Origin of the sequence: Actinocatenispora thailandica (assembly GCF_016865425.1) — a bacterium.
GTDB classification, from domain to species: domain Bacteria; phylum Actinomycetota; class Actinomycetes; order Mycobacteriales; family Micromonosporaceae; genus Actinocatenispora; species Actinocatenispora thailandica.
In genome coordinates, this window is the sequence record NZ_AP023355.1 from 1721497 (window position 1) to 1747264 (window position 25768).

Consider the following 25768-nt stretch of genomic DNA (forward strand, 5'->3'; position numbering starts at 1 on the left):
GAGATCACCGGCGGCGCGGCGCCGGTCCGTCCAGCCCGCGGACACCTGCCGTCCGGCTCTGTGCGTACCCCGGGGCCCATGGGTCAACTGGCGGTACGGATGCGACGAGCGTGTGGACGGGGCTTGGGCGCGCCGGAGTCTTCACCGCCGACGCCACCAGGTCGTCCGGACGACCACCGCGACCGCGAGACGCCACGATCCGGCGGTGCGCGCCGGCCGGGTCCGGAGGCCGGGGAGGGCGGTGCACGGGATGCGCCAGACGATCAGGCTCGGGCGGATCGCCGGGATCCCGGTCGGCGTGCACTGGTCGGTGCTGGTGATCATGCTCCTGCTGGCCGACGGCCTGGCGGCGACCGTGCTGCCCGCGGCGGCCCCGCGCCAGACCGTGACCGCGTACTGGGTGGCCGGTGCCGCCACGGCCGGTGCGTTCCTCGCCTGCCTGCTCGCGCACGAGCTGGCGCACGCGTTCGTCGCCCGGCACTACGGCATCACGGTTCGCCGGATCACGCTCTGGCTGCTCGGCGGCGTGTCCGAACTCGACGGCGAGCCGCCGACGCCACGCGCCGACCTGCTCATCGCGCTGGCCGGGCCCGTCACGAGCGTGGCCTGCGGCGCGCTCGCCGCCGGCGGCGCGGTGGCAGCCCAGGCGGCGGGGCTGGGCCGGCTGGCGGTGGCCGGCCTGCTCTGGCTCGCCACCATCAACGCCGTACTGGCCGCGTTCAACCTGCTGCCCGGCGCCCCGCTGGACGGTGGCCGGGTGTTGCGGGCGATCGTGTGGCGGGTGCGCGGCAGCCGCGCCGCCGGCGCCCGGGCCGCGGCCTACACCGGCGGCCTGCTCGGCACGCTGCTGGTCGCCGCGGGCTTCCTGGAGGTGGTACTGGCCCGCAACGTGTCCGGGATCTGGCTCGCGCTGGTCGGACTGTTCCTGAGCTGGGCGGCAGGCGCCGAACAGCGCACGACCGCGGTGACCGAACTGCTGACCGGTGCCACCGTCGCCGACATCGTCCACACCGTTCCGGTCTGCGGGTACGAGAACCAGACCGTCGAGGCGTTCGTGCGGTCGGTGGCCAGCCGCAGCAGCCACCGCCAGTTCCCGGTGGTCACCATCGACGGCAGGGTGCTCGGCACGGTCAGCCTGCGCGGGCTCGCCCAGGTGCCCGCCCCCGCCCGCGCCACGGTTCGGCTCGACACGCTCGCCGTACCGGTACGCGGTGACCAGCTGCTGCACACCGACCAAGCGCTCACCGACGCCCTGCGGGTGACCGCGACGGGTCGGTTGATCCCGGTCGTCGATCCGGCCGGGAACCTCGCCGGGGTGCTCGACAGCGCCGACCTGGCCCGCACCGTGGAACTCGCCGCACTCGGCATCCCACCCGGCGCGGGCGACGATCGCCCCGACGTCGACGCCGAACCACCGCCGCGCATCGGGCTCGGCTGAGCGGCCGCTCGTACCACCCAGTTCGGACACGGCGGTAGCAACGGCGTGGTCGACCCCGTCCGACACCGCGGGGCGGCACCTGCACCGGGCCGGCCCGCCGGTACGGGCCGATGGTCCCTCGCCGGGCGGCCGGGCGGCTCTGTCCGCCGGCGGCCCGAGCGGCTGTGCTGGACGCAGACGCCAACCCCGACGCGTACGCCGCGTCGGCCGTCGGACGGGGGTACGGAGATGGGCCAGGTGGTGATTCTCGGCGGCGGTACCGCCGGAACGATCGCGGCGAACCGCCTGCGCCGCCGGCTGGACCGCGACGAGTGGCACATCACCGTGGTCGACGCCGACGACGAACACCTCTACCAGCCGGGGCTGTTGATGGTGCCCTTCGGGGAGTACCAGCGGCCGGACCTGGTCCGGCCGCGACACCGCTACCTGGCGTCGGGGGTGCGGCTGGTTCGCGGCCAGGTCGAGCTGGTCAAGCCCGCGGACAACCTGGTGAGGCTCGCCGGAGGCGAGCTGCTGCACTACACGTACCTGGTGATCGCGACCGGCACCACGCCACGCCCGGACCAGACGCCCGGCCTGCTCGGCCCGCAGTGGGGCGACACCGCGCACGAGTTCTACACCCTGGACGGGGCGGAGCGGCTGGCCGGCGCGCTGCAACGGTTCGGCGGCGGCCGGGTCGTGATCGACGTGGTCGACATGCCGATCAAGTGCCCCGTCGCGCCGCTGGAGTTCGCTTTCCTGCTCGACGCGCACCTGCGGCGTCGCGGGCTCCGCGGACGCACCGAACTGACCTACGCCACGCCGCTGCCGGGCGCGTTCACCCGGCCGGTCGCCTCGCAGTTGCTCGGCTCGATGCTCACCGACCGGAACATCATCGTGGAACCCGACTTCATGGCCGAGCAGGTCACCGGCGACGGGATCGTCTCGTACGACGGGCGGCGGCTCGGTTACGACCTGCTGGTGACCGTTCCGCTCAACATGGGCGCCGACTACGTGGCCGATTCCGGCCTGGGCGACGAGCTGAACCACGTACCCGTCGACCGCCACACCCTGCAGGCCGCCGGGTACGAGAACATCTTCGCGCTGGGCGACGCCAACGACGTACCGACCTCGAAGGCCGGTTCGGTGGCGCACGTGGAGGCGGAGCTGTTCGCCGACGCGCTCGCCGCGCGGCTGCACGGCCGCCCGGCCGAGGCCGACTTCGACGGGCACGCGAACTGCTTCGTCGAGTGCGGCGACGGCCGGGCGCTGCTGCTGGACTTCAACTACGACACCGAGCCGCTCCCGGGCAGCTACCCGGTGCCGGGACTCGGGCCGTTCCGGTTGCTGCGCCCGACCCGGCTCAACCACTGGGGAAAGCACGCGTTCCGCTGGATGTACTGGCACGCCCTGCTGCCCGACCGTCCGCTCCCGCTGCCCGCCCGGATGTCCAAGGCCGGCAAGCACGTACCGCAGGAGGTCGCATCATGAGTGTCGCCACGATCGCCGGGCACCAACTGCACGTCGACGGCGAGGGTTTCCTCACCGAGTACGACGAGTGGGACGAGGCGCTCGCCGACGAACTCGCCGCGCGGATCGGCATCACCCTCACCGACCGGCACCGGGCCGCGATCCGGTTCCTGCGCAACGACTTCCCGGCCCGGGGCGAGACCGCGACGCTGCGGCGGGTCGCGGTGGTCGGCGGAATCCCGGTCAAGGAACTGTTCGAGCTGTTCGGCGCCAAGCCGGCGAAGAAGATGGCGTACATCGCGGGGCTGCCCAAGCCGCGCGGCTGCGTCTGACCGCACAGGAGACGACGATGTCCACAGTAGACACCCAGGAAGCGCCGGTACCGGACTTCGGCGGCGCCGCACCGGGACGCAGCCTCGCCATCATCTGTTCCAAGGGCAACCTGGACATGGCGTACCCGGGACTGGTACTGGCCAACGCCGCGCTCGGCGAGGGCGTGCCGACCCAGATGTTCTTCACCTTCTGGGGCTTCGACCTGATCACCAAGTCCCGGATGCGGGACCTGAAGTTCACCATGCTGGGCAACACCGCCACGCACCTGCCGCAGGGACTCGGCGGCCTGCCCGGGATGACCGCGCTGGCCACCCACCGGATGCGCCAGCAGATCGCCGAGATCGGCGTGCCGGACGTGCCGGAGTTCCTGGACCAGATCGTCGATTCGGGCGGTCACCTGTGGGCGTGCCGGATGTCCGCCGACATGATGCACGTCGACGAGAACGACCTGTACGAGCCGGTCGAGGGCATCATCTCGGCCGCCGACTTCATCGAGAAGACCGACGGCGCCCAGCTCCTGTTCATCTGAGCCGACCCGGTGGCGGGTGCAGGCAGGACCGGGCCGATCCGGCGGGTGTCGACCACGAACGCGGGCGGTCCGGTCGGGTTTCAGCCGTCGCGCCCGCCGGACGGCTCCGCCGGGCGGCGCCGTTGCCGCCAGCGGAACGTCTCGTCGGCGGCCCAGACCAGCAGCGGGAAGCCGGGCAGCAGGGCGAGTGCCCAGGTCGGCGGCAGCGCGGTGCCGAACACCGACCGGATCCCCGGCACCAGGCACAGCGCGGCGGCGAACGCCACCTCGAACGCGATGCCCCACAGCAGGAGCCGGTTGGTGGTGAGCCCGATCGCGCGCAGCGACACCCGGTCGGTACGGGCGGCGAAGGCGGTACCGATCTGGCAGGCCACGATGCCGAGGAAGGTCATCGTGGTGGCCTGCAGGTACCCGTGGTGCAGCGGGGTGCTCGCCGACACGTCGGCGCCGGGGCGCCATCCGCTGTGCCACAGCACGAGGAAGAACCCGGCGGTGACGAGCACTGCGGACACGGCGCCGAGCAACGCCCACGCCCGGGCGAGCAGCGGGCCGGTGATGATGCCCGATCGCCGGGTCCGGGGCGGCTGGTGCATGATGCCCGGCTCGGCGGGCTCCCGGCCCAGCGCCAGCGCCGGAAGGGTCTCGGTACCCAGATCGATGGCGAGGATCTGCAACACCGTCAGCGGCAGCGGGATCGCGCCACCGGACAGCGCGTAGAGCAGGAACGGGACGACCTCGGGTACCGCATGGGCGAAGATGTACAGGATGAACTTGCGGACGTTGGCATAGACCCGGCGTCCGGCGGTGACGGCGGCGACGATGGTCGCGAAGTTGTCGTCGGTCAACACCAGCACCGCCGCTTCACGGGCGACGTCGGTACCGGAACGGCCCATCGCGACCCCGATGTCGGCGTGCCGCAGGGCCGGTGCGTCGTTGACACCGTCGCCGGTCATCGCCACGACGTGACCGAGGTCGCGGAAGCCGTCGGCGATGCGCAGCTTGGCCTCCGGCGAGGTCCGGGCGAACACCAGGTTCTCGCTCCTGGTCAGCAGCCGGGCCAGGTCGGGCTCGGGCATCGCGGCCAGCTGCCCGCCGGTCAGGACGGGGGTGGCCGCGTCGGCGATGCCGACCTGCCGGGCGATCGTCCGGGCGGTCCCGGGATGGTCCCCGGTGACCATCACGATCCGGATACCGGCGGTACGGCAGGCGGCCACGGCAGCGGCGGCCTCGGGTCGCGGCGGGTCGATCATGGCGATCAGGCCGAGGAAGCACAGCCCGGTCTCGACGTCGCGGCGCTCGCTCGGAACCTGCCGAACGGTGCCGCAGGCGCCGGCGATCAGCCGGTGCCCGGCGGCGGTGTACCGGTCGATGGCGGCGGTGACCTGCTGCCGGACGTCGGCGGTCAGCTCGACGGCCGCCCCGGTCGCGGTCATGATCCGGGTGCTGTGCGCCAGCACGTCCTCGGGCGCCCCCTTGGTGTGCACCTGGCGGGTGCCGGCCTGCTCGTCCACCGTGGACATCAGCCGGATGGACGGGTCGAACGGGTAGACGCGTCGCTGGTCGTGTTGGCGGCCGGTGGGATCGGTGTCGATGCCGAGCTGGTTCGCCGCGGCCACCAGGGCGACCTCGGTCGGGTCGCCGTACTCCCGGCCCTGCGCGTCGATCGAGGCGGTGTTGCACGACCACACCGTCTCGGCGAGCAGCCGGCAGACCGGCGCCGGCCGGTCCGGGGCCGGTCGCAGCGGAGTCTCGCCGGCGAGCGTCCACACGGCGACCGCGGTCAGCTTGTTGCGGGTCAGGGTGCCGGTCTTGTCGGTGCAGATCACCGACGTGGATCCGAGCGTCTCGACCGAGCTGAGGCGTTTGACCACGGCGCCGAGGCGGGCGAGTTCCCGGACCCCGACGGCGAGCGCCAGGGTGATGGTGGGCAGCAGCCCTTCGGGGACGTTGGCCACCAGCAGCCCGATCGCGAAGTTCGCGGCGTCCGGCAGCGACATCCCGGCGGCGAAGATCCCGATCGGGAAGAACAGCAGCCCGATCCCGACGGCGACAGCGGCGATCAGCCAGGCGACCCGCTTGACCTGCCGTTCCAGCGGGCTCTGGTCGCGGTGCAGCCGACCGGTCAGCGACGCGATGCGGCCGATCTCGGTGGACATGCCGGTCGCGTAGACCATCGCACGGGCCGACCCCTGGGTACAGATCGAACCGGAGAACAGCAGGTCGCGGGCATCGAGGAGCTCGCCGGTGGTGTCGACCAGGGTGGCGGCGCGGGCGACCGGCAGCGACTCGCCGGTCAGTGCCGAGAGGTCGACTTCGACCTCGCCGTCCAGCAGCCGCGCGTCGGCCGAGATGCGTTCACCCTCGGCGGCGATCATGACGTCGCCGGGGACCAGCTCGGCCGCCGGAACGCTGGTCTGCTGCCCGTCGCGAAGCACGCTGGCGTGCTGCGGCAGGTATCCGGCGAGCGCGGCCACCGCTCGCTCCGCGCGATGCTCCTGAACGAAGGCGAGTACCGCGTTGAGGATGATCACCGCCACGATGGCGGCGGTGAGTACCAGCGTGCGGTCGGCGGCGGCCAGCGCCGCGGCGAGCCACAGCAGCAGCGCCAGCGGGTGGGTGAACTGCGCGGCGAGGTCGCGCACCCAGTGCCGGCTGCTCTGCTGGCGCAGCGTGTTTGGCCCGTAGCGGGTCAGCCGGCGCGCGGCTTCCCGGCTGGTCAGGCCCCGGGGTGAGGAACGCAGATGGCGCTGCAGCAGGGCGACGGCCTCGCGCGGATCGGTACGGCTCGATTCGACCTCGGCCGGCGCCGCGGGTACGGACATATGCCCAGGATCGGCCCACTGCCGTACCGGTGTGATGGGTCGTCCGGCCCATCACCGTCGGGCATCCGGTACCGGCGGCAGGCGGCGCCGGTATCCGCGGCAGGCGGTCGGGGGATCCGAACGGAGGCGGTCCGGTGCCGCGGCGGCCGGGCCGGTCGGCTCGGTCGGGGCGGCCCTGATGGCCCTGCCGGTAACCGGCGTGGTGCCCGATCCTCGGGGGTGTTCGCCCCATCGGTACGCGCCGCCCGGTTCGGCACCGCCGCGGCGGATCGGGCCGGACCGAGTCGATCGCGGCGGGAGGAGTTGGCATGGCCGACCCGTGGCGGTTGAGCTACGACCGGTTCCGGCCCGACGAGGAGCGCCTCCGGGAGGCGCTGTGCACCCTGGGCAACGGGTACCTCGCGACCCGGGGCGCGGCCCCCGAGCCCGGCTCCGGCGGGTACCGGGGGAGCTACCTCGCCGGCTGCTACGACCGGCTCACCAGCACCGTGGCCGGGTCGCGGACCGCCGACGAGAGCATGGTCAACGTCACCGACTGGCTGCCCTGGAGCTACTCGGTGGACGGCGGCGGGTGGTTCGACCTGTCCGAGGTGACGATCCTGTCCTACCGGCAGGAGCTGGACCTGCGATGCGGCGTGCTGACCCGGCAGCTGCGCTACCGCGACACGGCAGGCCGCACGTCCACGGTGGTCCAGCGCCGCCTGGTGGACATGGCCGACCCGCACCGGGCGGCCTCGTCGGTGACCCTGCACGCGGAGGACTGGTCGGGCGCGGTGCGGCTGCGCAGCGGGCTGGACGCGTCGGTGACCAACTCCGGCGTCGACCGGTACGCCGAGCTTGCCGGCCGGCACCTGCGGGTGCTGTCCCTGGCGGCCGACGAGGACGGCGTGCTGGTCGCCGACACCGCGACCGTCCAGTCCCAGGTGCGTGTCGTGACGGCGGCAACGCACGAACTGCTGGGTGCGCCGGTCGACCGGTGGCGCGCGGTGCGCGACGGGGACCGGATCTGGTGGCAGGTCGACACCGACCTCGCCGCGGGCGGCGAGCTGACCGTGGACAAGACCGTCACCTACTTCACCTCCCGGGACCGCGCGATCTGCGAGCCGCGGGAGGCGGCGACCGGGGCGGCCCGGCGCGCCGGCGGTTTCGACGCGATGCTGCCGGGGCACGTGCTCGCGTGGCGCCAGCTGTGGGACGGCATCCGGACGACGTTCGGCGGCCCGCCGGAGCGGCTCCGGGCGGTCCGGCTGCACACGTTCCACCTGCTGCAGACGCTGTCACCGCACACGGCCGACCTGGACGTCGGGGTACCGGCGCGCGGACTGTCCGGCGAGGCGTACCGGGGCCACGTGTTCTGGGACGAGCTGTTCGTCGTTCCGACCTTGACGGCCTGGTTGCCGGAGGTGGCCCGCGCCGTGTTGCAGTACCGGTACCGGCGCCTGCCGGCGGCGCGCACCGCGGCGGCCGGGGCCGGGCACGTCGGTGCGATGTTCCCGTGGCAGTCCGGCAGCGACGGCCGGGAGCAGAGCCCCACCACCCACCTGAACCCGCGGTCCGGACGCTGGGTGGACGACCACAGCCACCTGGCGCACCACGTCGGGCTCGCGGTGGCCTTCAACGTGTGGCAGTACCACCGGGCCACCGGCGATCGCGAGTTCCTGTACCGGCAGGGGGCGGAGATCCTGGTCGAGGTGGCCCGGTTCTTCGCCAGCCTGGCGCGCTACGACCGCTCCCAGGACCGTTACGTCATCCGCGGCGTCGTCGGACCCGACGAGTTCCACACCCGGTACCCGGGCAGCGACCGTCCCGGCATCGACAACAACACCTACACCAACGTGATGACCGCGTGGGTGCTCCGCCGCGCCGGCGACCTGCTGGCCGAGCTGCCGGAGGCGCCGCGCATCGAGCTGTCCGAGCGGCTGGGGCTGGGTACCCACGAACCGTCCCGCTGGGAGCAGGTGATGCGGCGGCTGGCGGTACCGATGCTGGACAACGGGCTGCTCGCCCAGTTCGAGGGCTACCAGGACCTCGCGGAGCTGGACTGGGCCGACTACCGCACCCGGTACGGCAACATCCAGCGACTGGACCGCATCCTGGAGGCGGAGGGCGGGACGTCAACTGCTACCGGGCGTCGAAGCAGGCCGACGTGCTGATGCTGCTGCACCTGCTGCCGGCCGGCGAGTTCGCCGAAGTGCTGGCCCAACTGGGCTGCCCGTTTCGCGTCGCGGACCTCCCGCACCTGATCGACTACTACCTCGCCCGGACCTCGCACGGCTCGACGCTCAGCGCGCTGGTGCACGCCTGGGTCCTGGCCCGCGCGCACCGGCACCAGGCCGAGCACTACCTCGACCAGGTGCTGTCGGCCGACACCGCGGACATCCAGGGCGGAACGACGGCAGAAGGCATCCATCTGGGCGCGATGGCCGGCAGCGTCGACCTGGTCCGCCGCTGCTTCGCCGGTATCGAGGTGCACGACGACGCGCTGCTGGTCGAACCGCGCTGGCCGGCCGAACTGGGCACCCTGGAGCTGCGGCAGCGGTACCAGGGCCACTCGTTGGCGGTGTCCATCCGCCACGACCAACTCACCATCAGCTCCCGGCCCGGCCGGCAGCACCCGATCGTGGTCCGCCACCGCGGCGCCGACCACCTGCTGGCACCCGCCGACACGCTGCGGCTCACCCTTTAGCCCCGCCGCCGGCGGTCCCTGGGGTCCCGCTCCGGCCCGGCCGTTCGGCACTGTGCCGGCCGAACCGGGTGGCCGAGGCTACCGGTGGGAGGGGGAACCGATGCCATCGCAGGTTCGAGAATCAGCACGGTTGAGCGGGATCCGTCGCCAGGTGATGACGATCGTCGGCGACGTGCTCCGCGAGTACGGCATGCGGCCGGCACACCGGGTCGAGATCGAGGAGCGGGGCGGTGGGGTGCGGGTACGCATCGCCTGTGCCCAGCGGGTACCGCAGTACGTCGGCGACCGGATCAAGACCACCGTCGCGCACCAACTGGCGCTCGACCGGGATCCGTCGGCCACCATCCTGGTGGCGGTCGTCGCCGACCGAACGCTTCGGGCGGCCGGTCGGCCCGGCGGCGAACAGCACTGACCAGCACCGGTACCGGATCGGTGTCCAGAGGGGCCGGTGGGATCGCCGCCGCGAACCGCGGTACGGGGATGGAGTGCCTGCCGCCGGGAGGCGTTCGGCACTGCCCGGTGGCACCGCACCGGGACGAGCCTGGCAGCAGACCAACCGGAACGGCTGGGCGAGGCGCCCGATCGCGGGCGTCGCGGAGCCTTCATCGACGAGGTCGATGCCACGGCGATGGCAAGGGGGAGGACATGAAGGCGTTGGTGTACCAGGGGAACGGGGACAAGTCGTGGACGACGGTGCCGGACCCGGGGATCGAGGACGACCGTGATGTCGTGGTCCGGGTGGACGCGGTGACGATCTGCGGCACCGACCTGCACATCCTCGGCGGTGACGTACCCGAGGTGAAACCCGGACGGATACTCGGACACGAGGCGGTCGGTACGGTCGTCGCCGCCGGCACGTCGGCCGGGCGGGCCGTCGGCGATCGCGTGTTGGTGTCGTGCATCTCCGGCTGCGGCCGGTGCCCGGCCTGCCGGTTCGGTCACTACGGGCAGTGCCGCAACGGCGGCGGCTGGATCCTGGGCCATCTCATCGACGGAGTCCAGGCCGAGTACGCCCGTGTCCCGTTCGCCGATCTGTCCACCTACGTGTTGCCCGACACGATCTCGGACCAGGTGGCCGTGCTGTTCGCCGACATCGTTCCCACCGCCTACGAGGTCGGGGTGCGCAACGGTCGGGTCGAACCCGGCTCCGTGGTCGCCGTCGTCGGCGCGGGGCCGATCGGCTGGTCGGCGATGCTGTGCGCGCGGCTCTACTCGCCCGCGCAGCTCGTGGCGATCGACCCGGCACCGGCCCGGCGCCAGGTGGCACTGCGGGTGGCCAGCACCGCCATCGACCCCGACGAGGCCGCGGCCACGCTCCGCCGGTTCGGTGACGGGCTCGGCGCCGACGTGGCCATCGAGGCGGTCGGCCGGCCGGAGTCCTTCGAGCTGTGCACCCGGCTGGTACGCCCGGGCGGGCGGGTGGCCAACGTCGGCGTGCACGGTGCGCCGGCGGCCCTGCACCTGGAGGACCTGTGGATCCGCGACGTCACGATCACCACCGGGCTGGTCGACGGCTGGTCGACGCCGCAGCTGCTGTCGATGTACTCCGAAGGGTTGCTGGACCCGTCGGACCTGCTGACGCACCGGTTCGAGCTGGCGGAGATGGCCGACGCCTACGACGTGTTCGCCGATCCGGCCGGCAGCGGCGCGCTGAAGGTGGTGCTGAACCGGTGAGCGGCACGTTCGAGGGCGTCGAACAGCTGCCGCCGGTGCGCGTCCGCCGGACGCCGAGGGGTCTGCTGATCGAGTGGGACGGCACGGTCGGCGCCGCATCGCGCGGCCCGGCCCACCAACTGTCCGACCTGTGGCCCCACCGCACCGGCGAGGTGGTCCTGCTCGACCTGTCCGGGCTGCATCTCGTTACCGCCGACGGTATCGACGGCCTGCTCGGGGCGATCGCCGCGCTGGCGCGCCGCGGTTTCGACGTGCGGCTCTGCGATCCGCAGCCGTTGGTCCGCACCACGCTGTTCCTGACCGGTGTACCGGCGGGGGTCGCGATCTACGACGACGTGCCCAGCGCGGTCGCCGGACGGATCCGGGACCAGATCGACGACCGCGCCTACCTGTAGGCGCGGCGGATCCCGGTCCGGTCACTCGACCGTAATCGTGTGCAGGAGGCGACAATGACCGAGCCGGGCGTCGACGTTCTCGACACGGGCGGGCAGGTGGTACGGCTGCGGCAGTGCCGGCCCGGCGACGCCGACCAGATCCGGACGCTGCTGACCGGGCTGTCGGCCCAGAGCCGGTACCTGAGGTTCTTCAGCTCCGGAACCGACGTGGTGGAGCCGGAGCTCGCACGGCTGACCCGCCCGGCCGGCCCCGACCACGCCGCCGTGCTGGCCCAGTTCGGCGCCGACCTGGTGGGGCTCGGATCCTACGAGCGCCTCGACGGCGACACCGCCGAGCTGGCCGTCCTGGTCGCCGACGGGTGGCACGGCCGGGGGATCGGCACCCTGCTGGTGGAGGAGCTGGCCGCGATCGGGCGCCGCAACGGCATCCGCACCCTCACCGGCGAGGTGCTGGCGGTCAACACGGCCATGCTGGCGGTCTCGCACGGCCTCGCGGCAGGGTACGACCCGGCCGCGTCGGGCGTGGTGGGCATCCGGATCGCCACGCTCCCGGGGGAGGCCGCGCTGGCCGGACTCGACGCCCGGGCCCGCAACGCCGAACGCCACTCGCTGCTGCCCGCCCTGGCGCCGCGGTCGGTTGCGGTCGTCGGCGCCGGCCGGTCGGCCGGCGGAGTCGGGCACGAGGTGCTGGCGTCGATCCTCGAAGGCGGCTTCGCCGGGCCGGTCTATGCGGTCAACCCGCATGCCGAGAAGGTGTGCGGGGTGGTGTGCTACCCCTCGGTCGACCAGTTGCCGGAGCCGCCGGACCTCGCCGTGATCGCGGTGCCGGTACCGGCCTGCGCGGCCGTGCTGCGCGACGCCGCGCACCGCGGTGTGCGGGCCGCCGTGGTGCTCGCCGAGGACCTGGGCGACGCCGGCCGGCTCGACCGGCAGCGCGAGCTGATCCGGATCGCCCGCGGCGCCAGCATGCGGGTGATCGGGCCCAACTGCCTCGGCGTGCTCAACACCGCTCCGGCGGTGCGGCTGGACGCCACGTTCGCCCCGCACCGCCCGCTGCCGGGCGGGCTGGCGGTGGCCTCCCAGTCCGGCGCCGTGGGCGTGGCGCTGCTGGACGGGGCGTCCCGCGCCGCCGTCGGCATCTCGACGTTCGTCTCGTTGGGCAACAAGGCCGACGTGTCCGGCAACGACCTGCTGGCCTACTGGTACGACGACGAGTCGACCCGCGCGGTGGCGCTGTACCTGGAGTCGTTCGGCAACCCGGGGCGGTTCGCCCGGCTGGCCCGGGCGCTGGGGCGCCGCAAACCGGTGCTGGCGGTCAAGAGCGGCCGCAGCCGCAGCGGGCAGCGGGCCGGCGCCTCGCACAGCGCCGCGGTGGCCACCCCCGACGCGATCGTCGACGCGCTGTTCGCGCAGGCCGGTGTCGTCCGCACGGCGGATCCCGACGAGCTGCTGGACGCCGCCCGGATGCTGGTCGACCAGCCGCTGCCGGCCGGTGACCGGGTCGGCGTCGTCGGCAACGCCGGTGGCCTCAACATCCTGGCCGCGGACGCCGCCGAGTCGGCGGGGCTGGCCGTCCCCGCGCTGCCCGACTCGCTGGTCGCGACCCTGCCCGCCACCGGGCAGCGCAATCCGGTCGATCTCGGCGCCGGCTGCACGCCCGCGGTTCTGGCCGACGCGGTCGGCCGGTTGGCGACCAGTGCCGCCGTCGACAGTGTGCTGGTCACCCTGATCGCCATCCGTACCGTCGACCCGACCGAGATGCTGCACGCCGTCGTTCGCGGGCTCGACACGGCGCCGACCGTACCGGCTGCGGTGGTCCTGGTCGGTGTGGCGGACCCGCCGTCGCGACTCGGGGCGCGCGGTGTCCCGGTGTACCCGTCGGTGGAACGCGCGGTACGCGCGGTCGGCCACGCGGCACGCTACGCCCGGTGGCGGCACACCCCGCCCGGTGTGCAGGTGACGCCGCCGGGCCTGCGACCGGACCCGGCGCGTTCCCGGGTGCGGCACCAGCTCGACACGGCGGGGGCCGGTTGGGTGCCGGCCGGGACCGCGATCGCGGTGCTGGCCGACTACGGCATCCCGTTCCCGGGGCGGGTGGTCGCCGCCGCCGACGCGGTCCGTACCGGTCGGGACCTCGGGTACCCGGTCGCGGTGAAGCCGGCCACCGGCGGGTTGGTCCACAAGGCCGAGGCGGGCGCGGTGCGGTTGGGGCTGTCGGGTGACGGCGCCGTGCGCGCAGCGGTCGCCGAGATCGTCGCCGTGACCGGGCAGCCCGCCGGCGATCTGCTGGTACAGCCGATGATCCGGCCCGGTGTGGAACTGCTCGCCGGTATCCGGCACGATCCGCTGTTCGGTCCGGTGGTACTGCTCGGCGCCGGCGGCACCCTGACCGAACTGATCGACGACCGTACCGTGCACCTGCTGCCGCTCACCGACCGGGACGCCGCCGGGATGTGGCGCGGGCTGCGAATCGCCCCCGCCCTGCGCGGCGAGCGCGGCCACCCGCCGGTCGACACCAGCGCGGTGGAACAGCTGCTGCTCCGGCTGGGGCGGCTGGCCGTGGACCTGCCCGAGATCGCCGAGTTGGACCTCAATCCGGTGATCGCCGGGCCCGGCGGTGTGACCCCGGTCGACGTCCGGATGCGCCTGGCGGCACCGGAGGAGGCGCCGGACCCCTACAGCCGGACCTTACGGCCGGCGCGCTGACCGGCCGGCCCGCGGCGGGCCGGCCGTCAGGTGTCGATCACGTCGGACGGTGCCCGGCGGGGCGACCGTGGCGGGCGCCCGGCGCCGAGAGCCAACCGCAGTGCCAGCACCGGATAGCCGACGTGGCAGAGCATCCCGGACAGCTCGGCGCGGGAGGCCGCAACCTCGACCGCGCTGCTGATCGGATTCACCGAGACGTGTCGCTGGGTGGCGTCGATGAGCAGCGCGGACAGCGCCTCACCGGCCGCCAGCCAGGCCTGGCGGTCGTCGGCGTCGGTGAACAGCACCGCGTAGCTCGCCGACCGGTCACTGCCGGTACCGGGAGACAGCTGCGCCTCACGGTCGGGCAGGAACGGCCGCTGCGGGACGCGCCGGGCGACCGAGGCGACCACCGTGTCGGCGGTGATCCCGTCGTGCTCGGCGGGCGAGCGATGGGTCCAGCGGTCGAGATCGTCGCGCAGCTCCGGGTCGGCGAGTTCGACCTGGGCGGCATGCGCCGCCGCCACGGCCAGCACCGGCAGCTGTTCCTCGCGCACCACGTGCAGGTGCACGCCGTGCGCCTCCACCGCATCGCGCAACGCATCGAGCTGGTAGCCCGGCAGCTGCACGTCCTGCGCGCTGGGGCGGCGGTCGGTGCGGCGCGACAGCATCGCGTGCAGCGCCCGGACGTCCTCCGGCGTCGGCTCGCGGGCGGCCCCGGCGGACAGTCGGGCCAGCAGATCGGGCCGGTCCGGGTCGGGCCACCGCAGGATGTCGGGTCGGTGGCCGATGGCGGCCAGGGCGCGCCCAGCGTGGTGTAGCGCGACACCGCAGCTGACCGTGAGCAGCCGGCCGTCCGGGTCGATGTTGGCCAGCTGGCGGGTCCGATCGGCCGACAGCCACGCGTTGCCGGACCGGAGGCGCCATCGCCAGGGTTGGGTGTTGAAGATCGACGGGGCGCGCAGCGCGATGCTCACCGCACGCCACAACGGCCCGGACGACGCACCTCGGTCTCCCGCCGGCGCGGCAGGGAGGTCGATCGTAGCCATGAATGCTCCTTGACGGCGCTGCCCGCGCGCCGAGCCGGTGTCCCGGCACGATCGGACCGCCGCTGGTCGCCGGTCGGGTCAGTGGGTGAGCCGAACCTCGTCATGGGTGACCGCCGAGATGTCCCGGGACGAGGTCAACAGCAGCCGGTGTCCGAGGTCGGTCAGGGCGCGTGCCACGGCGAGTTCGTCGCCGATCTCCGGGATGTCGTCGTCGGCCGGGTTGACCCGGGCACGACCGCGCCCGGTCACCGACTCGGCTTCGCCGGTGTGCAACCGAGCCTCCGCATAGCTGCGGCCCTCGTCGTCGTCCACGAAGATCTCGACGTTCCAGCGCTTCTGATGCATGGCGTACTCCTTCCTTTCCGACGAGCACACACCGGTAGCCACGGGCGGCACAGGGCCAATCGGATCGCCGCCACCGTGCCGGTCGGCACCGCTTCGGGCCGGCGGACATCCGTGCCGGTGGGCACGACGTCGGGCGGGCAGACATCGCCGGTCGGGTACCACGGCCCCGGCACGGCTGGACGCGCCCGAGGCGGAGCCGAACGGCCCCCGCCGCACCGCCCGATGGCCCTACGCGGGGGCCGCCGCAACGGCTGGACTGGTCGGTACGCAGCGTTGTGGGGGGTTCTGATGTCGACAGTCATGGGTGGCGCGCACCAGCACGGCGGGCGCATCGTCGTCGGGGTCGACGGCTCGGCATCCGCGCAGCAGGCGCTGCGCTGGGCGATCCGGCAGGCAACGGTGACCGAGACACCGGTCGAGGCGATCACGGCCTGGGAGATGCCGCCGTACCACGGGATGGCGCCCAGTCTCGACGTCGATCTCTCCGGTGCGGCACGCGAGGTGCTGGATGACGCGATCGACGAGGCGGTGAAGGAAACCGGGCTGAGCGTGCGCATCGAGGCACACGTGATGAACGCGAACCCGGCCACCGCGTTGATCAACGCCGCCCGCAACGCCGATCTGCTGGTCGTCGGTTCCCGCGGGAAGGGCGGCTTCGTCCAGGCGCTGCTGGGCTCGGTGAGCCAGCGTTGCGCCCAGCATGCCGGATGCCCGGTGGTCATCGTCCGGGCCGCCGCCGACTGAACGCTCGCCGCGCCCGTGACCGTGCCGGCGTTGTACGTCACCCGGCGCCGGGAACAACCACCGGCGCCGGGAGCACGAGGCCCACCGGCGCCAGCAGGGACGAGCCCGGCTCTCGGGCGTGGCTATTCGGTCTCGACCGGTACGGTGCGGGGTTCGGCGCGCTTGCCCTCGACCCGCATCCGGATCTCCAGCACACCCTTGTCGTACCGAGCCGTCACGCTGCCTTCGTCGGCTCCCTCGGGCAGCGGCAGGATCCGGTCGAACGAGCCGTAGGAGAACTCGTCGTGCCGGTGGGTCTTGGACTCCGACCGTCGCTCGGCGTGGATCTTGAGCAGACCGTTGGACACCGTCACCGCCAGGCCCGTTTCGGGGTCGATACCCGGCAGTTCGGCGCGGATCACGTACTGCCCGTCATCCAGCGAGTCCTCGATCCGCATCGACGCCGCGTCACGCCAGGGTCGCATTCCCGGCCAGGGCAACCAGTCCCACAGCTCCCGGGGCAACAGTTCGACACTTGTACCAGCCATCACGACACCTCCATCGTCGGGTGTGCCGCCACTGTGGCCGCCGACCGCCGCGACGCCAAGGGCCGCGCGCCATGCCGCGGGCAGGCCGTTCGGCCCGGAGCGCGAGCCGTGCGGGTGACGGATGGGTCGACAAGCAGGTGGGTCTCGGTCCGATCGGCACTGCCCGGCGACGGGCACCCCGGCGTTTCCTGCAGACAACGCGGGAACCGGCGCCGGGCGGGCGGCGGAACCTTCGGCCCCGACGCCGGTCGTGGCCGGGCACGGTACGGGAGGGACGATGGCGACCACGAAGGTGCGCGACGTGATGACCGCTCCAGTTGTCACGATCAACGAAGACGCCACCTACAAGCAGGCAGTGGAACTGTTGCTCGGCAACCGGATCGGTGCGATCCCGGTCCTGGACGAACAACGGCACCTGGCCGGAATCGCCTCGGAGTCGGACCTGCTGGCCAAGGTCGCGCTGGTACCCGACACGCTGGAACCCCGGCTGTTCGCCCGGCACCGGCAGCGCCAGGCCATGATCAAGGCGGCGAGCGATCGCGTCACCAGCCTGATGTCGACCCCGGTACTGACCGTGTCGTCGGATGCCAGCCTGGTGCAGGCGGCGCGGCTGATGCACGACGGTGCCGTCAACCACCTGCCGGTGGTGAACGAGACTGGTGCCCTGGTCGGCATCGTGTCCCGGGGGGACCTGCTGCAGGACTTCCTCCGCAGCGACGCCGAGATCCGCGGCGACGTCGTTCGGGAGGTCGTGCGCGGGGCGCTTGCCTCCGACCCCACCGAGATCTACGTGGAGGTCGACGACGGCATCGTCACGCTGTCCGGGCAGGTCGAACACGACGCGATGATCCCGCTGGTCACCCAGCTCACCCGGGCGGTCAACGGCGTGGTGGACGTGGTCAACAAGCTGACCGCCCGGCGGGTGTCCGCCTGAGCGCCCATCGGGGGCACAAGACACGCCCTAGAACGGGACCGACCAGTCGAGACGGGTACCGGACGGGCTGGCGGAGGACCAGCCGAACGAACCACCGTGTTGGTGTGCCCGGCTGCCCATGGTCGCCAGCCCGCCGGTGACCGGGGCGATGCCGGCGTCGATGCCGACCCCGTCGTCGGTGACCTGAAGCCGCAGCTCCGAAGGATCGGCCCCGACGTCGACCGTGCAGGCGTGCGCGTGGGCGTGCCGGGCGACGTTGGACAGCGCCTCGCGGACGACGGCGACGAGCGTGGTACGCAGCTCCCCGGTGACCACGGTGTCCAGTGGCCCCGCAGGTGCAGCCGGACGTGGTACCCGAGAACGGCGTCGGCCTGCGCGACCACCGCGCGGATCTGGGCGCGCAGGTCGTCGGGCACCGTGGTGCGAAGCTGGAAGATCGCGCCGCGGATGTCCTGGATAGTGGTGTCCAGATCGTCCATCACGGCATTGATGCGTTGGTGCACGTCGGGTTTGACGCCGAGCTGGTCGATCGTGGCCAGTTGCGTGCCGGCCGCGAACACGCGTTGGATCACCAGGTCGTGCAGGTCGCGTGCGATGCGCTCGCGATCGCCGAGGATCGCGTACTGTTCCCGCTCCTGCTGATCGCGCGCCCGGGCGAGGGCGAGGGCGGTGTGCCCGGCGAAGGTTTCCAGCAGGGGAGGTCCGGCATGCTCAGTGGGCGTTCGTCGTCGGACAGGGCAACCGCGAGAGCACCGAGAATCCGGCCACTGGCCGACAGCGGTACCAGCAGGGCCGGGCCGGTGTGCAGCTCGACCGGCCAGCCGGCGGCGTCGGCGAGGTCGGCCAGCGTGCTGTTGTCGCCGGCCAGGACCCGGGCCAGGGCGCCGCCGGTGGCCGGTACCGAGGCGCCGCGCAGCGCGGCCGGATGGGCGCCGGACACGACCTGGGCGGTCAGCCGGTCGCCCTCGTCGCTGGCCAGCAGGATCACGGCCAGGTCGGTACCGGACACCTCCCTGGCCCGGTCGGCGATCAACCCCAGTGCGGCGTCCTCGTCGATGTGCTCGTCCAGCAGCACGTTCATGATCTCCGCGGAGGCCTCCAGCCAGCGCTGCCGGCGGCTGGCCAGCTCGTACAGCTGGGCGTTGTCGATGGCGGCACCGGCGGCGACCGACAGCGCGACGACGAGTTTCTCGTCGTCCTCGGTGAAGCCGCCGCCGCCGCTCTTCTCGGTCAGGTAGAGGTTGCCGAACACCCGGTCGCGGATGCGGATCGGCACGCCGAGGAAGGTACGCATCGGGGGATGGTGCGCGGGGAAGCCGTAGGCGCTGCCGTGCTGGGTGATGTCGTCGAGCCGGATGGGTTCGGGATGGTCGATCAACAGCCCCAGCACGCCGTGTCCGCGCGGGAGGCGCCCGATCTGTTGCTGGGTGTCGGGATCGATGCCGCGGGTGATGAAATCGACCAGGCTGCTGCGGTCTCGACCGAGGATGCCGAGCGCCCCGTAACGGGCGTCGGTGAGCCAGCAGGCCGATTCCACGATCCGGGCGAGCGTGCTGTGCACGTCCAGATCGGTGCCGATCGACACCACCGCATCCAGCAGCGACCGGAGGTGCTCGCGGCTGCGGGAGACCTCGCCGACCCGGTCGAGTAGCTCGCGGAGCAGTTCGTCGAGCTGCACCCGGGGCGTGGCTTCCAGACCGAGGGCGGCGCGGCGGTACGCCCCGGGGTCGCTGGCAGCTGGTTGGTTCACCGCCATGCCGGTGAGCCTAGCCAGCGCCGGCCGGGGGCGCGCGCGTTCGACCGGCGTGGGCAGCACGTCACACCGGCGACGGCGCCTCGCGTCGACGGCCGTCGTGCCCCGATGTGCGGAGGCCCTCCGGCCCCCGTCGGTTGCACCCATCGACACTGCCGCGGTCGCCGGGCGGCGGGCAGCATCGCAGGCGAGGCCGGCAGTCCACGGTTCGACAATGCGGAGGAAGCCGACGATGGGCGCCGAGTGCCCTCGGATGTTGCTGCCGAGACCACGCGGGGAAGCAGGTGAACGCCATGTTGATCGTCATTGCCCTGGGCGGCAACGCGCTGCTGCAACGACACGACAAGCCGGATGCCGGGATTCAACACATCCGCGCCCGGCAGGCGGTACGTGCCGTTGCGCCGCTGGCGGCCGACCACCAGCTGGTCATCACCCATGGCAACGGGCCCCAGGTCGGGCTGCTGGCCGTCGAGTCCACCCAGGACGCCACCCTCGACGGGCCGTACCCGCTGGACGTTCTGGGCGCCGAGTCCGAGGGCATGATCGGGCACTGGCTCAGCCTGGAGCTGCGCAACGCGCTGCCCAGCACGCCGGTCGCGTCGCTGCTGACCCAGACGCTGGTCGACGAGGGCGATCCGGCCTACCACAACCCGACCAAGTTCATCGGTATCGGCTACGAGCCGCACACCGCACACGCCATCGCCGAGCAACACGGGTGGACGCTGCGCCGCGACGGCAACACGTGGCGGCGGGTGGTCCCCAGCCCCGAACCGCAGGACATTCTCGACATCGAGGTACTCGAACTGTTGCTGCGCAACGGCACCATTCCGGTGTGTGCGGGTGGCGGCGGGGTGCCGGTGGTCCGTACCGCGGACGGCCAGCTGGCCGGAACCGATGCGGTGATCGACAAGGACCTGACCGCGGCGCTGATCGCGACGCGGTTGCACGCCGATGCGTTGCTGATGTTGACCGACGTCGCGCACGTCGAACAGCACTGGGGTACCCCGCTGGCCCGGCCGCTGCACCGCGCCACCCCCGCCCAGCTGCGCCAGATGAGCTTCGCGGCCGGATCGATGGCGCCGAAGGTCGAGGCCGCCTGCCGGTTCGTCGAGCAGCACGGCGCCACGGGCCGCGCCGCCGTCGCCGGCATCGGTCGCCTCGCCGACGCGGCCGACATCCTGGCCGGACACGCCGGTACGCTCGTCGCCGGCGCACCGGTCGCCGCGTCGGCGCCGCCCGTGCGCGCCGGCGGGCCGGCGGCTCCTCCCGCGACGTGATCCCGGCCCGGGCACGTTGCCCGGCCGGGATGCCGTTCCCCGCCGAGGGGCGGTGGCGCCGGCCGCCGCCCCGTCAGCGGCTGGCGGCGGGGAAGCCGGCTGCCTCGGCCAGCAGCGCTCGGGCCCGCTGGGGCGCTGTCTCGGGCGGGATCACCGTGAGCATCAGGTAGTCGGACGATCGGCAGAACAGGGCCCGGTGGGCCAGGATTCCGTGGTTCCAGCCGAGCGGGATCTCGCCGTCGGCAAGCTCGATGACGGAGGGATGCACGCTCCAGTCGTCCCAGGACAGCCGAACCCACCTCAGCCTGCCAAGGACGGTCAGAATCTCCGGCAACTCCCACCCGGGCTGATGGCTGTTCGGCCACCAGGCGCCGCCGGATTCACCGGAATGCATGGGCGACAACGCGAGACGGACGTTGGACATCGAAAGATCGCTACCTCGTCGGTTCGATGCACCTGTCGTGGACAGCGATGGTCAAACCGAAGAGCGCACCCGACTCGTGGCGAGATCCCTGGCGGATCCCCCTGCGACTCCTGCTCCGTCGACCAGCAAGATCGGCACACCCCGCAGGGTCCGGGCGACGGCCGCAACCGTCTCGGCGGATCCCACGATACCCCGGAAGCCACCGAGCGTCGGCGCGGTCAGGAGCTGTTCGCCAGCTTCGCGTCGAACCGGTCCAGCAGGTCCACCACGTCCTCGTCGTCGAGCGTCGGGAACGAGGCGTACCAGGGGACAGCACCGGTACCGACGGTGCCGTCACGATTCGCGGCAGATCGTCGGCGACATCGGACAGGTCGGCGATGGCACGGATCGGCATCACCGGCGCGGCGAAGACCACCCGCCGGGCGCCACGACGCCGGGCGAGCAGGCAGGCCGCCCGCGCGGTCGCGCCGGTCATCACCCCGTCGTCGACGACGACCGCGGTCCGGTCGGCCAGCGGTACCGGTGCGTGCCGCTGATGGAAGCGACGAGCCTGCCGGTCGATCGCGGCATGTGCCCGCCGGATGCCGTCGATCGGCGGCCGGTCGCCCACCACGATCCGGTCCTCGGTTGCCGCCCCGAGGGTGGCGTGCGGCGAGTCCGGCGCCCGCAGCCGGTGTACCACCACCACATCGAGCGGTACGCCCAGCCGGCGCGCCACCGGGTAGCCGACCGCGACACCGCCCGCCGCGACACCCAGTACCACCGACTCCGCCAGGCACAGCTGTGTCAACCGGTGGACCAGCATCTCCCCGGCCGCCCCCCGATCCCGAAACATCCTCCGTCACCCCCGTACCGATGGTGTCCCGCGACCGGTCGCGCGGGTAGTGCCGGACGGCCCGCCGCAGGCGGGACCGCGTCGCCCCGGACCCTCGCGGACGGGCGCCGGCGGACCGGCCCACCGATGCGGGCCGGGATGCCGACCGGTTCAGTCCTCGATCACCGCGGCCGGCGATCGGCGGGTCTCCAGCGGTGGGGCCGGCGCGGTGGCGACGGTGAGGCGCATGCCGAGCATCGGATGGCCCAACCGGTGGAGGAGGCTGGCCAGCGTGGCGCGGGTCGCCGCCACCTCGACGACGTTGCTGATCGGGTTGACCGCGATGCGGTGCCTGGTCGCCGTGATCAGCAGCGCGGACATCGCCTGCCCGGACGTGAGCCAGTCGCGGCGCTCGTCCCCGTCCGCGAACAGGATCGCGTAGTCGGCCGTACGATCGTTGCCCGCACCGGGATCGAGGTGCGCGTCGCCGTCGAACAGGAACTGGCGGTGCGGCACCCGCCGAACGACCTCGGGCGCGACGGTGTCGGCCGAGATCCCCTCGCGGGCGGCCGGCGGCCGGTGCGCCCAGCGGGCCAGCTCGGCGCGCGCCCCCGGATCGGCCGACTCGATCTGCTCGGCATGCTCGGCGGCCACCATCAGGACCGGCAGTTCCTCCTCGCGTACCAGGTGCAGGTGGGCACCGCACTGCTCGACGGATGCCCGCAGCTCCCGCAGCCGGTGGGCCGGTACGGCGAGGCTGGTCGGCCCGGGTCGTCGGTCGGTACGCCTGGACAGCATCTCCTGGAAGGCGTGCAGCTCGTCCGGGGTGGTCCGGTGCGCATCACCGACCCACAGCCGGGCGAGCAGGTCCGGTTCGCCGGCGTCCGGGAACAGCTCGATCTCGGGGCAGTGACCGATCGCGGTCAGCGCTGTCGCGGCGTGGTGCAGCGCGATGCCACAGCTGAGGATCAGGAGCCGGCCCTCCCGGTCGAGGTTGGTCAGCTGGCGGGATCGGTCGGCCCACAGTTCCGCGGTCTCGTTGCGGATCCGCCACCGCCACGGTTGGGTGTTCAGGATCGACGGTGCGCGCAGCGCGGCCATGGCCGCGCGACCCAGCGGACTGTCCATGGCATGGCTGCGGCTGGGTCCGGTCTGATCGCTGAAGTTGATGGCTGCCACGATCCATCCCCACTTTCTGGTCGCGTCCTGCGCACATCGTTGCCGGGCCCGGCCGCGTCGCGCAGGGCCATCCGGCACGGTGCCGGCCGGTCGTTCGGGCATGCCAGCGCACGCCGGGCCGGACACGTGGGCGGCGCGGGGCCGGCCGGTGGCTCCGGTCCCGGCGAGCAGGGCCGTTCAGCCCTGCTCGCGGACGTCGCCCGGCGGAACGATGAACGCGTGCAGCGTCCACTTGACACCCGCCTGGAAGGGTTGTCGACCGTCGAGGCGCGCCGGCGGCAGGCCAGCTGCGGGCGCAACGAGGTGACACCACCACGCCCACCGGGCCTCGTGCGGCGCGTCGCGGGTCAGCTGAGCGATCCGCTGATCATCGTGCTGCTGGCGGCGATGGCGGTGACGGTGCTGCTGGCCGACACCACCGACACGATCGTGATCGGCCTGGTCATCGCGCTGAACACCACGGTGGGTGTGATCCAGCAGGTACGGGCCGACCACGCGGTCGCCGCCCTGCGCCAACTGGCGGCCCCCACCGCACGGGTGGTCCGGGACGGCAGGCTGAGCCAGCTCCCGGCCGCCGAGGTGGTACCGGGCGATGTGGTGCGGCTGGCCGGCGGCGACATCGTCCCGGCGGACCTGCGGCTGGACCGTGCCGACCGGTTCAGCCTGGACGAGGCGGCGCTGACCGGGGAGAGCGTTCCGGTACCGCACGAGGCCGGCGACGATGCGCTCGCCGGTACCGTCGTGGTCGCCGGCACCGCCCAGGGCGAGGTCACGGCGACCGGCCCGGCCAGCGCGCTGGGCCGGATCGCCGCGCTGGTCGCCGGCCAGCCGCGGCGCCGCACCCCGTTGCAGCGGCGGCTGGTCGGCCTTGGCCGGGCGCTGGGCATCGCGTGCGTGGCGCTGTCGGTGGTGGTGCTGGCCGTCGGGGTTCTGCGCGGGCAGCCGTGGGCCGAGATGGTGCTGGTCGCGGTGAGCCTGACGGTCGCCGCGGTACCGGAGTCGCTGCCCGCGGTCGTGACGATCGCGCTGGCGCTCGGCGCCTACCGGATGGCGCGACGTGCCGCGATCGTCCGGCAGCTGCCCGCGGTGGAGACGCTCGGGTCGGTGACGCTGCTGGCCACCGACAAGACCGGCACCCTCACCACCGGCACCATGACCTGCGACCGGGTCGTCCTGCCGGACACGGTCGTTGCCGTGTCGGGGAACGGCTACGCGCCGACCGGCACGGTGTCGGTGCTGCACGGCGCATCGCGCCCGGCGCAGCTCGACCGGCTGGCCCGGGATCTGGTGCTGTGCAACGACGCCGAGCTGCGGCCGCCGGAAGCTGCCGGGGGCGACTGGGGCGCGGTGGGGGACCCGATGGAAGCGGCCCTGGCGGCGGCAGCCGGGCGACTGGGAGTCGCCGTCGAACCGGTCCGGGACCGGTTCCGGCGGGTCGCGGAGATCGGCTTCGACACCGCCACCCGTCGCATGATCACCGCGCACGACGACCCGGACGGCGGCTATCTGCTGGTCGGCAAGGGTGCACCCGAGGTACTGCTGCCACCTGGCGACCCGCTGCTCGACCGCGCCGACCGGCTCACCCGCGGCGGATACCGGGTGCTGGCGGTCGGCGACGCGCACTGCGACACGCTGCCCGGCGAGGACCGGTGGCCGGGCCTGCTGGCGCCGCGCGGGCTGGTCGCGCTCACCGACCCGATCCGTCCCGGCATGCCCGAGCTGCTGGATCGGTTCCACCGCGCCGGAATCGAGGTGGTGATGGTCACCGGGGATCACCCGGCTACCGCCCGCGCCGTCGCCCGACAGGTGGGGATCGCCGACGACGCCGTACACGCGCGCAGCGTTCCGGAAGCCAAGATGGACCTGATCGCCGGTTGGCAGGCGGCCGGTCAGATCGTGGCGATGACCGGCGACGGCGTCAACGATGCTCCCGCGCTGCGCCGCGCCGACATCGGCGTGGCGATGGGCCGCGGCGGTACGGAGGTGGCCCGGCAGGCCGCCGACCTGGTCCTGGCCGACGACGAGCTGGCAACCGTGGGCGTCGCCGTCGAGGAGGGTCGGCGCATCTACGCCAACATCCGGCGGTTCCTGCGGTACGCGCTGTCCGGCGGCCTCGCCGAGATCCTGGTGATGCTGGCGGGCCCGGCGCTGGGGCTGGCGGTACCGCTGCTGCCCGCGCAGATCCTGTGGGTCAACATGCTCACCCACGGGCTGCCGGGCGTCGCGCTCGGCGCCGAACCGCCCGACCGGGACCTGCTCGATGCACCGCCACGCCCGCCGGGGGAGGCGATCCTCGGCGCGGGCCTGGGCTGGCGGGTCGGGCTGACCGGCACGCTGATCGCGCTGCTGAGTCTCGCCGCGGGCGGCTGGGGGGCCGCGACCGGCCGGCCGTGGCAGACGTTGCTGTTCCTGGTGCTGGGCTTCGCGCAGCTGGGGGTGGCGTTGGCGGTACGGGCCCGCCCGTCCGGCCGCGACGAGGATCACCGCGCGTTGTACGCCGCGGTCGCCTCCTCGGCGATCCTGCAGCTGGCGGCGGTCACCGTACCGGCGCTGCGGGAGCTGCTCGGCACGAGTCCGGTCTCCGGCATCGAGCTGGTCGGCTGCCTGCTACTCGGTGCGGTACCCGGGCTGGCGCTCACCGTCGCCGGGCGCCTGCGACGCGCGCGGCCGGCGAGGGCCGGCTGACGCGGTGCACCCTGGCGGCTTCGGTG

The 25768-nt window shown here is 73.1% G+C and carries 21 protein-coding genes and 1 pseudogene; 14 read left to right on the plus strand and 8 right to left on the minus strand.

The window, feature by feature from the left end; translation table 11 throughout:
* Window positions 1-250 precede the first annotated feature (250 nt).
* From Athai_RS07495 to Athai_RS07510, 4 genes are all read left to right on the plus strand, one after another.
* Window positions 251-1438: a site-2 protease family protein gene (locus Athai_RS07495; protein ID WP_203960806.1), complete on the plus strand. Its 1188-nt coding sequence runs from the start codon at window positions 251-253 to the stop codon at window positions 1436-1438.
* Between the two features lie 228 nt (window positions 1439-1666).
* Entirely contained in the window at window positions 1667-2908 is a 1242-nt protein-coding gene (gene sqr / locus Athai_RS07500; RefSeq protein ID WP_203960807.1) for a type III sulfide quinone reductase, selenoprotein subtype, read from the plus strand.
* Window positions 2905-3219 carry a TusE/DsrC/DsvC family sulfur relay protein gene (locus Athai_RS07505; protein ID WP_203960808.1) on the plus strand — a complete coding sequence of 105 codons (315 nt, stop codon included), beginning with the start codon at window positions 2905-2907 and terminating at the stop codon, window positions 3217-3219. The genes sqr and Athai_RS07505 overlap by 4 nt, the downstream gene beginning before the upstream one ends.
* Before the next feature lie 17 nt (window positions 3220-3236).
* Window positions 3237-3749, plus strand: coding sequence for a DsrE/DsrF/DrsH-like family protein (locus Athai_RS07510; protein WP_203960809.1), 513 nt, complete (start codon window positions 3237-3239; stop codon window positions 3747-3749).
* An 80-nt stretch (window positions 3750-3829) separates the two neighbouring features.
* Here the strand turns inward: Athai_RS07510 and Athai_RS07515 are convergent, their stop codons facing one another.
* Entirely contained in the window at window positions 3830-6571 is a 2742-nt protein-coding gene (locus Athai_RS07515) for a cation-translocating P-type ATPase (RefSeq protein ID WP_203960810.1), read from the minus strand.
* A gap of 308 nt (window positions 6572-6879) precedes the next feature.
* On the opposite strand from Athai_RS07515, the gene Athai_RS07520 reads away from it, so the two are divergent.
* The 6 genes from Athai_RS07520 to Athai_RS07545 all read left to right on the plus strand — a co-directional run bounded on the left by Athai_RS07520 (window position 6880) and on the right by Athai_RS07545 (window position 14032).
* Window positions 6880-8724: a glycoside hydrolase family 65 protein gene (locus Athai_RS07520; protein ID WP_203960811.1), complete on the plus strand. Its 1845-nt coding sequence runs from the start codon at window positions 6880-6882 to the stop codon at window positions 8722-8724.
* On the plus strand, window positions 8724-9257 hold the full coding sequence (locus tag Athai_RS34725; protein ID WP_275422640.1) for a glycosyl hydrolase family 65 domain-containing protein: 534 nt from the start codon (window positions 8724-8726) through the stop codon (window positions 9255-9257). Before Athai_RS07520 ends, Athai_RS34725 begins: the two co-directional genes overlap by 1 nt.
* A 130-nt stretch (window positions 9258-9387) precedes the next feature.
* On the plus strand, window positions 9388-9669 hold the full coding sequence (locus Athai_RS07530) for a hypothetical protein (RefSeq protein WP_203960813.1): 282 nt from the start codon (window positions 9388-9390) through the stop codon (window positions 9667-9669).
* A 233-nt stretch (window positions 9670-9902) separates the two neighbouring features.
* A complete protein-coding gene (locus Athai_RS07535; protein WP_203960814.1) occupies window positions 9903-10931 on the plus strand; it encodes an alcohol dehydrogenase catalytic domain-containing protein in 1029 nt (342 codons plus the stop codon).
* On the plus strand, window positions 10928-11326 hold the full coding sequence (locus Athai_RS07540) for an STAS domain-containing protein (RefSeq protein ID WP_203960815.1): 399 nt from the start codon (window positions 10928-10930) through the stop codon (window positions 11324-11326). The genes Athai_RS07535 and Athai_RS07540 overlap by 4 nt, the downstream gene beginning before the upstream one ends.
* Window positions 11327-11380: 54 nt before the next feature.
* Window positions 11381-14032: a bifunctional acetate--CoA ligase family protein/GNAT family N-acetyltransferase gene (locus Athai_RS07545; RefSeq protein WP_203960816.1), complete on the plus strand. Its 2652-nt coding sequence runs from the start codon at window positions 11381-11383 to the stop codon at window positions 14030-14032.
* A gap of 26 nt (window positions 14033-14058) precedes the next feature.
* Here the strand turns inward: Athai_RS07545 and Athai_RS07550 are convergent, their stop codons facing one another.
* Together Athai_RS07550 and Athai_RS07555 are read right to left on the minus strand one after the other, a co-directional pair.
* Complete coding sequence (locus Athai_RS07550) at window positions 14059-15060, minus strand: Acg family FMN-binding oxidoreductase (RefSeq protein WP_203960817.1); 1002 nt, start codon at window positions 15058-15060, stop codon at window positions 14059-14061.
* Between the two features lie 78 nt (window positions 15061-15138).
* Window positions 15139-15405 (minus strand): DUF1876 domain-containing protein, encoded by a 267-nt coding sequence (locus Athai_RS07555; RefSeq protein WP_203960818.1) that lies wholly within the window; start codon window positions 15403-15405, stop codon window positions 15139-15141.
* 288 nt (window positions 15406-15693) lie between these two features.
* On the opposite strand from Athai_RS07555, the gene Athai_RS07560 reads away from it, so the two are divergent.
* Entirely contained in the window at window positions 15694-16149 is a 456-nt protein-coding gene (locus tag Athai_RS07560; protein WP_203960819.1) for a universal stress protein, read from the plus strand.
* A 122-nt stretch (window positions 16150-16271) separates the two neighbouring features.
* Here the strand turns inward: Athai_RS07560 and Athai_RS07565 are convergent, their stop codons facing one another.
* A complete protein-coding gene (locus Athai_RS07565) occupies window positions 16272-16676 on the minus strand; it encodes an Hsp20/alpha crystallin family protein (RefSeq protein WP_203960820.1) in 405 nt (134 codons plus the stop codon).
* Window positions 16677-16953: 277 nt separating this feature from the next.
* Between Athai_RS07565 and Athai_RS07570 the strand changes: the two genes are divergently transcribed.
* Window positions 16954-17610, plus strand: a complete 657-nt coding sequence (locus Athai_RS07570; protein WP_203960821.1) for a CBS domain-containing protein — start codon at window positions 16954-16956, stop codon at window positions 17608-17610.
* Window positions 17611-17637: 27 nt separating this feature from the next.
* On the opposite strand, the pseudogene Athai_RS07575 reads toward Athai_RS07570, so the two are convergent.
* A pseudogene (locus tag Athai_RS07575) lies at window positions 17638-19366 on the minus strand (sensor histidine kinase).
* 290 nt (window positions 19367-19656) lie between these two features.
* On the opposite strand from Athai_RS07575, the gene Athai_RS07580 reads away from it, so the two are divergent.
* Complete coding sequence (locus Athai_RS07580) at window positions 19657-20640, plus strand: carbamate kinase (protein ID WP_203960822.1); 984 nt, start codon at window positions 19657-19659, stop codon at window positions 20638-20640.
* Window positions 20641-20713: 73 nt separating this feature from the next.
* Here Athai_RS07580 and Athai_RS07585 read toward each other — a convergent pair whose 3' ends face one another.
* From Athai_RS07585 to Athai_RS07595, 3 genes are all read right to left on the minus strand, one after another.
* Window positions 20714-21064 (minus strand): DUF5994 family protein, encoded by a 351-nt coding sequence (locus Athai_RS07585; RefSeq protein WP_203960823.1) that lies wholly within the window; start codon window positions 21062-21064, stop codon window positions 20714-20716.
* A 10-nt stretch (window positions 21065-21074) separates the two neighbouring features.
* Entirely contained in the window at window positions 21075-21899 is an 825-nt protein-coding gene (locus Athai_RS07590) for a phosphoribosyltransferase family protein (protein ID WP_203960824.1), read from the minus strand.
* Between the two features lie 150 nt (window positions 21900-22049).
* Window positions 22050-23057, minus strand: a complete 1008-nt coding sequence (locus Athai_RS07595; protein ID WP_203966717.1) for an Acg family FMN-binding oxidoreductase — start codon at window positions 23055-23057, stop codon at window positions 22050-22052.
* Window positions 23058-23276: 219 nt separating this feature from the next.
* Between Athai_RS07595 and Athai_RS07600 the strand changes: the two genes are divergently transcribed.
* Window positions 23277-25742 (plus strand): cation-translocating P-type ATPase, encoded by a 2466-nt coding sequence (locus Athai_RS07600; RefSeq protein ID WP_239156788.1) that lies wholly within the window; start codon window positions 23277-23279, stop codon window positions 25740-25742.
* The last annotated feature ends 26 nt before the right edge of the window (window positions 25743-25768 follow it).

What these genes read in the sequence shown, in the direction of transcription:
- sqr (WP_203960807.1), top strand. Translation starts at nt 1,667, where the DNA reads ATGGGCCAGGTGGTGATTCTCGGCGGCGGTACCGCCGGAACGATCGCG.
- Athai_RS07505 (WP_203960808.1), top strand. Translation starts at nt 2,905, where the DNA reads ATGAGTGTCGCCACGATCGCCGGGCACCAACTGCACGTCGACGGCGAG.
- Athai_RS07520 (WP_203960811.1), top strand. Translation starts at nt 6,880, where the DNA reads ATGGCCGACCCGTGGCGGTTGAGCTACGACCGGTTCCGGCCCGACGAG.
- Athai_RS07515 (WP_203960810.1), bottom strand. Translation starts at nt 6,571, where the DNA reads ATGTCCGTACCCGCGGCGCCGGCCGAGGTCGAATCGAGCCGTACCGAT.
- Athai_RS07545 (WP_203960816.1), top strand. Translation starts at nt 11,381, where the DNA reads ATGACCGAGCCGGGCGTCGACGTTCTCGACACGGGCGGGCAGGTGGTA.
- Athai_RS07570 (WP_203960821.1), top strand. Translation starts at nt 16,954, where the DNA reads ATGGCGACCACGAAGGTGCGCGACGTGATGACCGCTCCAGTTGTCACG.
- Athai_RS07565 (WP_203960820.1), bottom strand. Translation starts at nt 16,676, where the DNA reads ATGGCTGGTACAAGTGTCGAACTGTTGCCCCGGGAGCTGTGGGACTGG.
- Athai_RS07495 (WP_203960806.1), top strand. Translation starts at nt 251, where the DNA reads ATGCGCCAGACGATCAGGCTCGGGCGGATCGCCGGGATCCCGGTCGGC.
- Athai_RS34725 (WP_275422640.1), top strand. Translation starts at nt 8,724, where the DNA reads ATGCTGCTGCACCTGCTGCCGGCCGGCGAGTTCGCCGAAGTGCTGGCC.
- Athai_RS07510 (WP_203960809.1), top strand. Translation starts at nt 3,237, where the DNA reads ATGTCCACAGTAGACACCCAGGAAGCGCCGGTACCGGACTTCGGCGGC.
- Athai_RS07535 (WP_203960814.1), top strand. Translation starts at nt 9,903, where the DNA reads ATGAAGGCGTTGGTGTACCAGGGGAACGGGGACAAGTCGTGGACGACG.
- Athai_RS07585 (WP_203960823.1), bottom strand. Translation starts at nt 21,064, where the DNA reads ATGTCCAACGTCCGTCTCGCGTTGTCGCCCATGCATTCCGGTGAATCC.
- Athai_RS07580 (WP_203960822.1), top strand. Translation starts at nt 19,657, where the DNA reads ATGTTGATCGTCATTGCCCTGGGCGGCAACGCGCTGCTGCAACGACAC.
- Athai_RS07590 (WP_203960824.1), bottom strand. Translation starts at nt 21,899, where the DNA reads ATGTTTCGGGATCGGGGGGCGGCCGGGGAGATGCTGGTCCACCGGTTG.
- Athai_RS07550 (WP_203960817.1), bottom strand. Translation starts at nt 15,060, where the DNA reads ATGGCTACGATCGACCTCCCTGCCGCGCCGGCGGGAGACCGAGGTGCG.
- Athai_RS07560 (WP_203960819.1), top strand. Translation starts at nt 15,694, where the DNA reads ATGTCGACAGTCATGGGTGGCGCGCACCAGCACGGCGGGCGCATCGTC.
- Athai_RS07555 (WP_203960818.1), bottom strand. Translation starts at nt 15,405, where the DNA reads ATGCATCAGAAGCGCTGGAACGTCGAGATCTTCGTGGACGACGACGAG.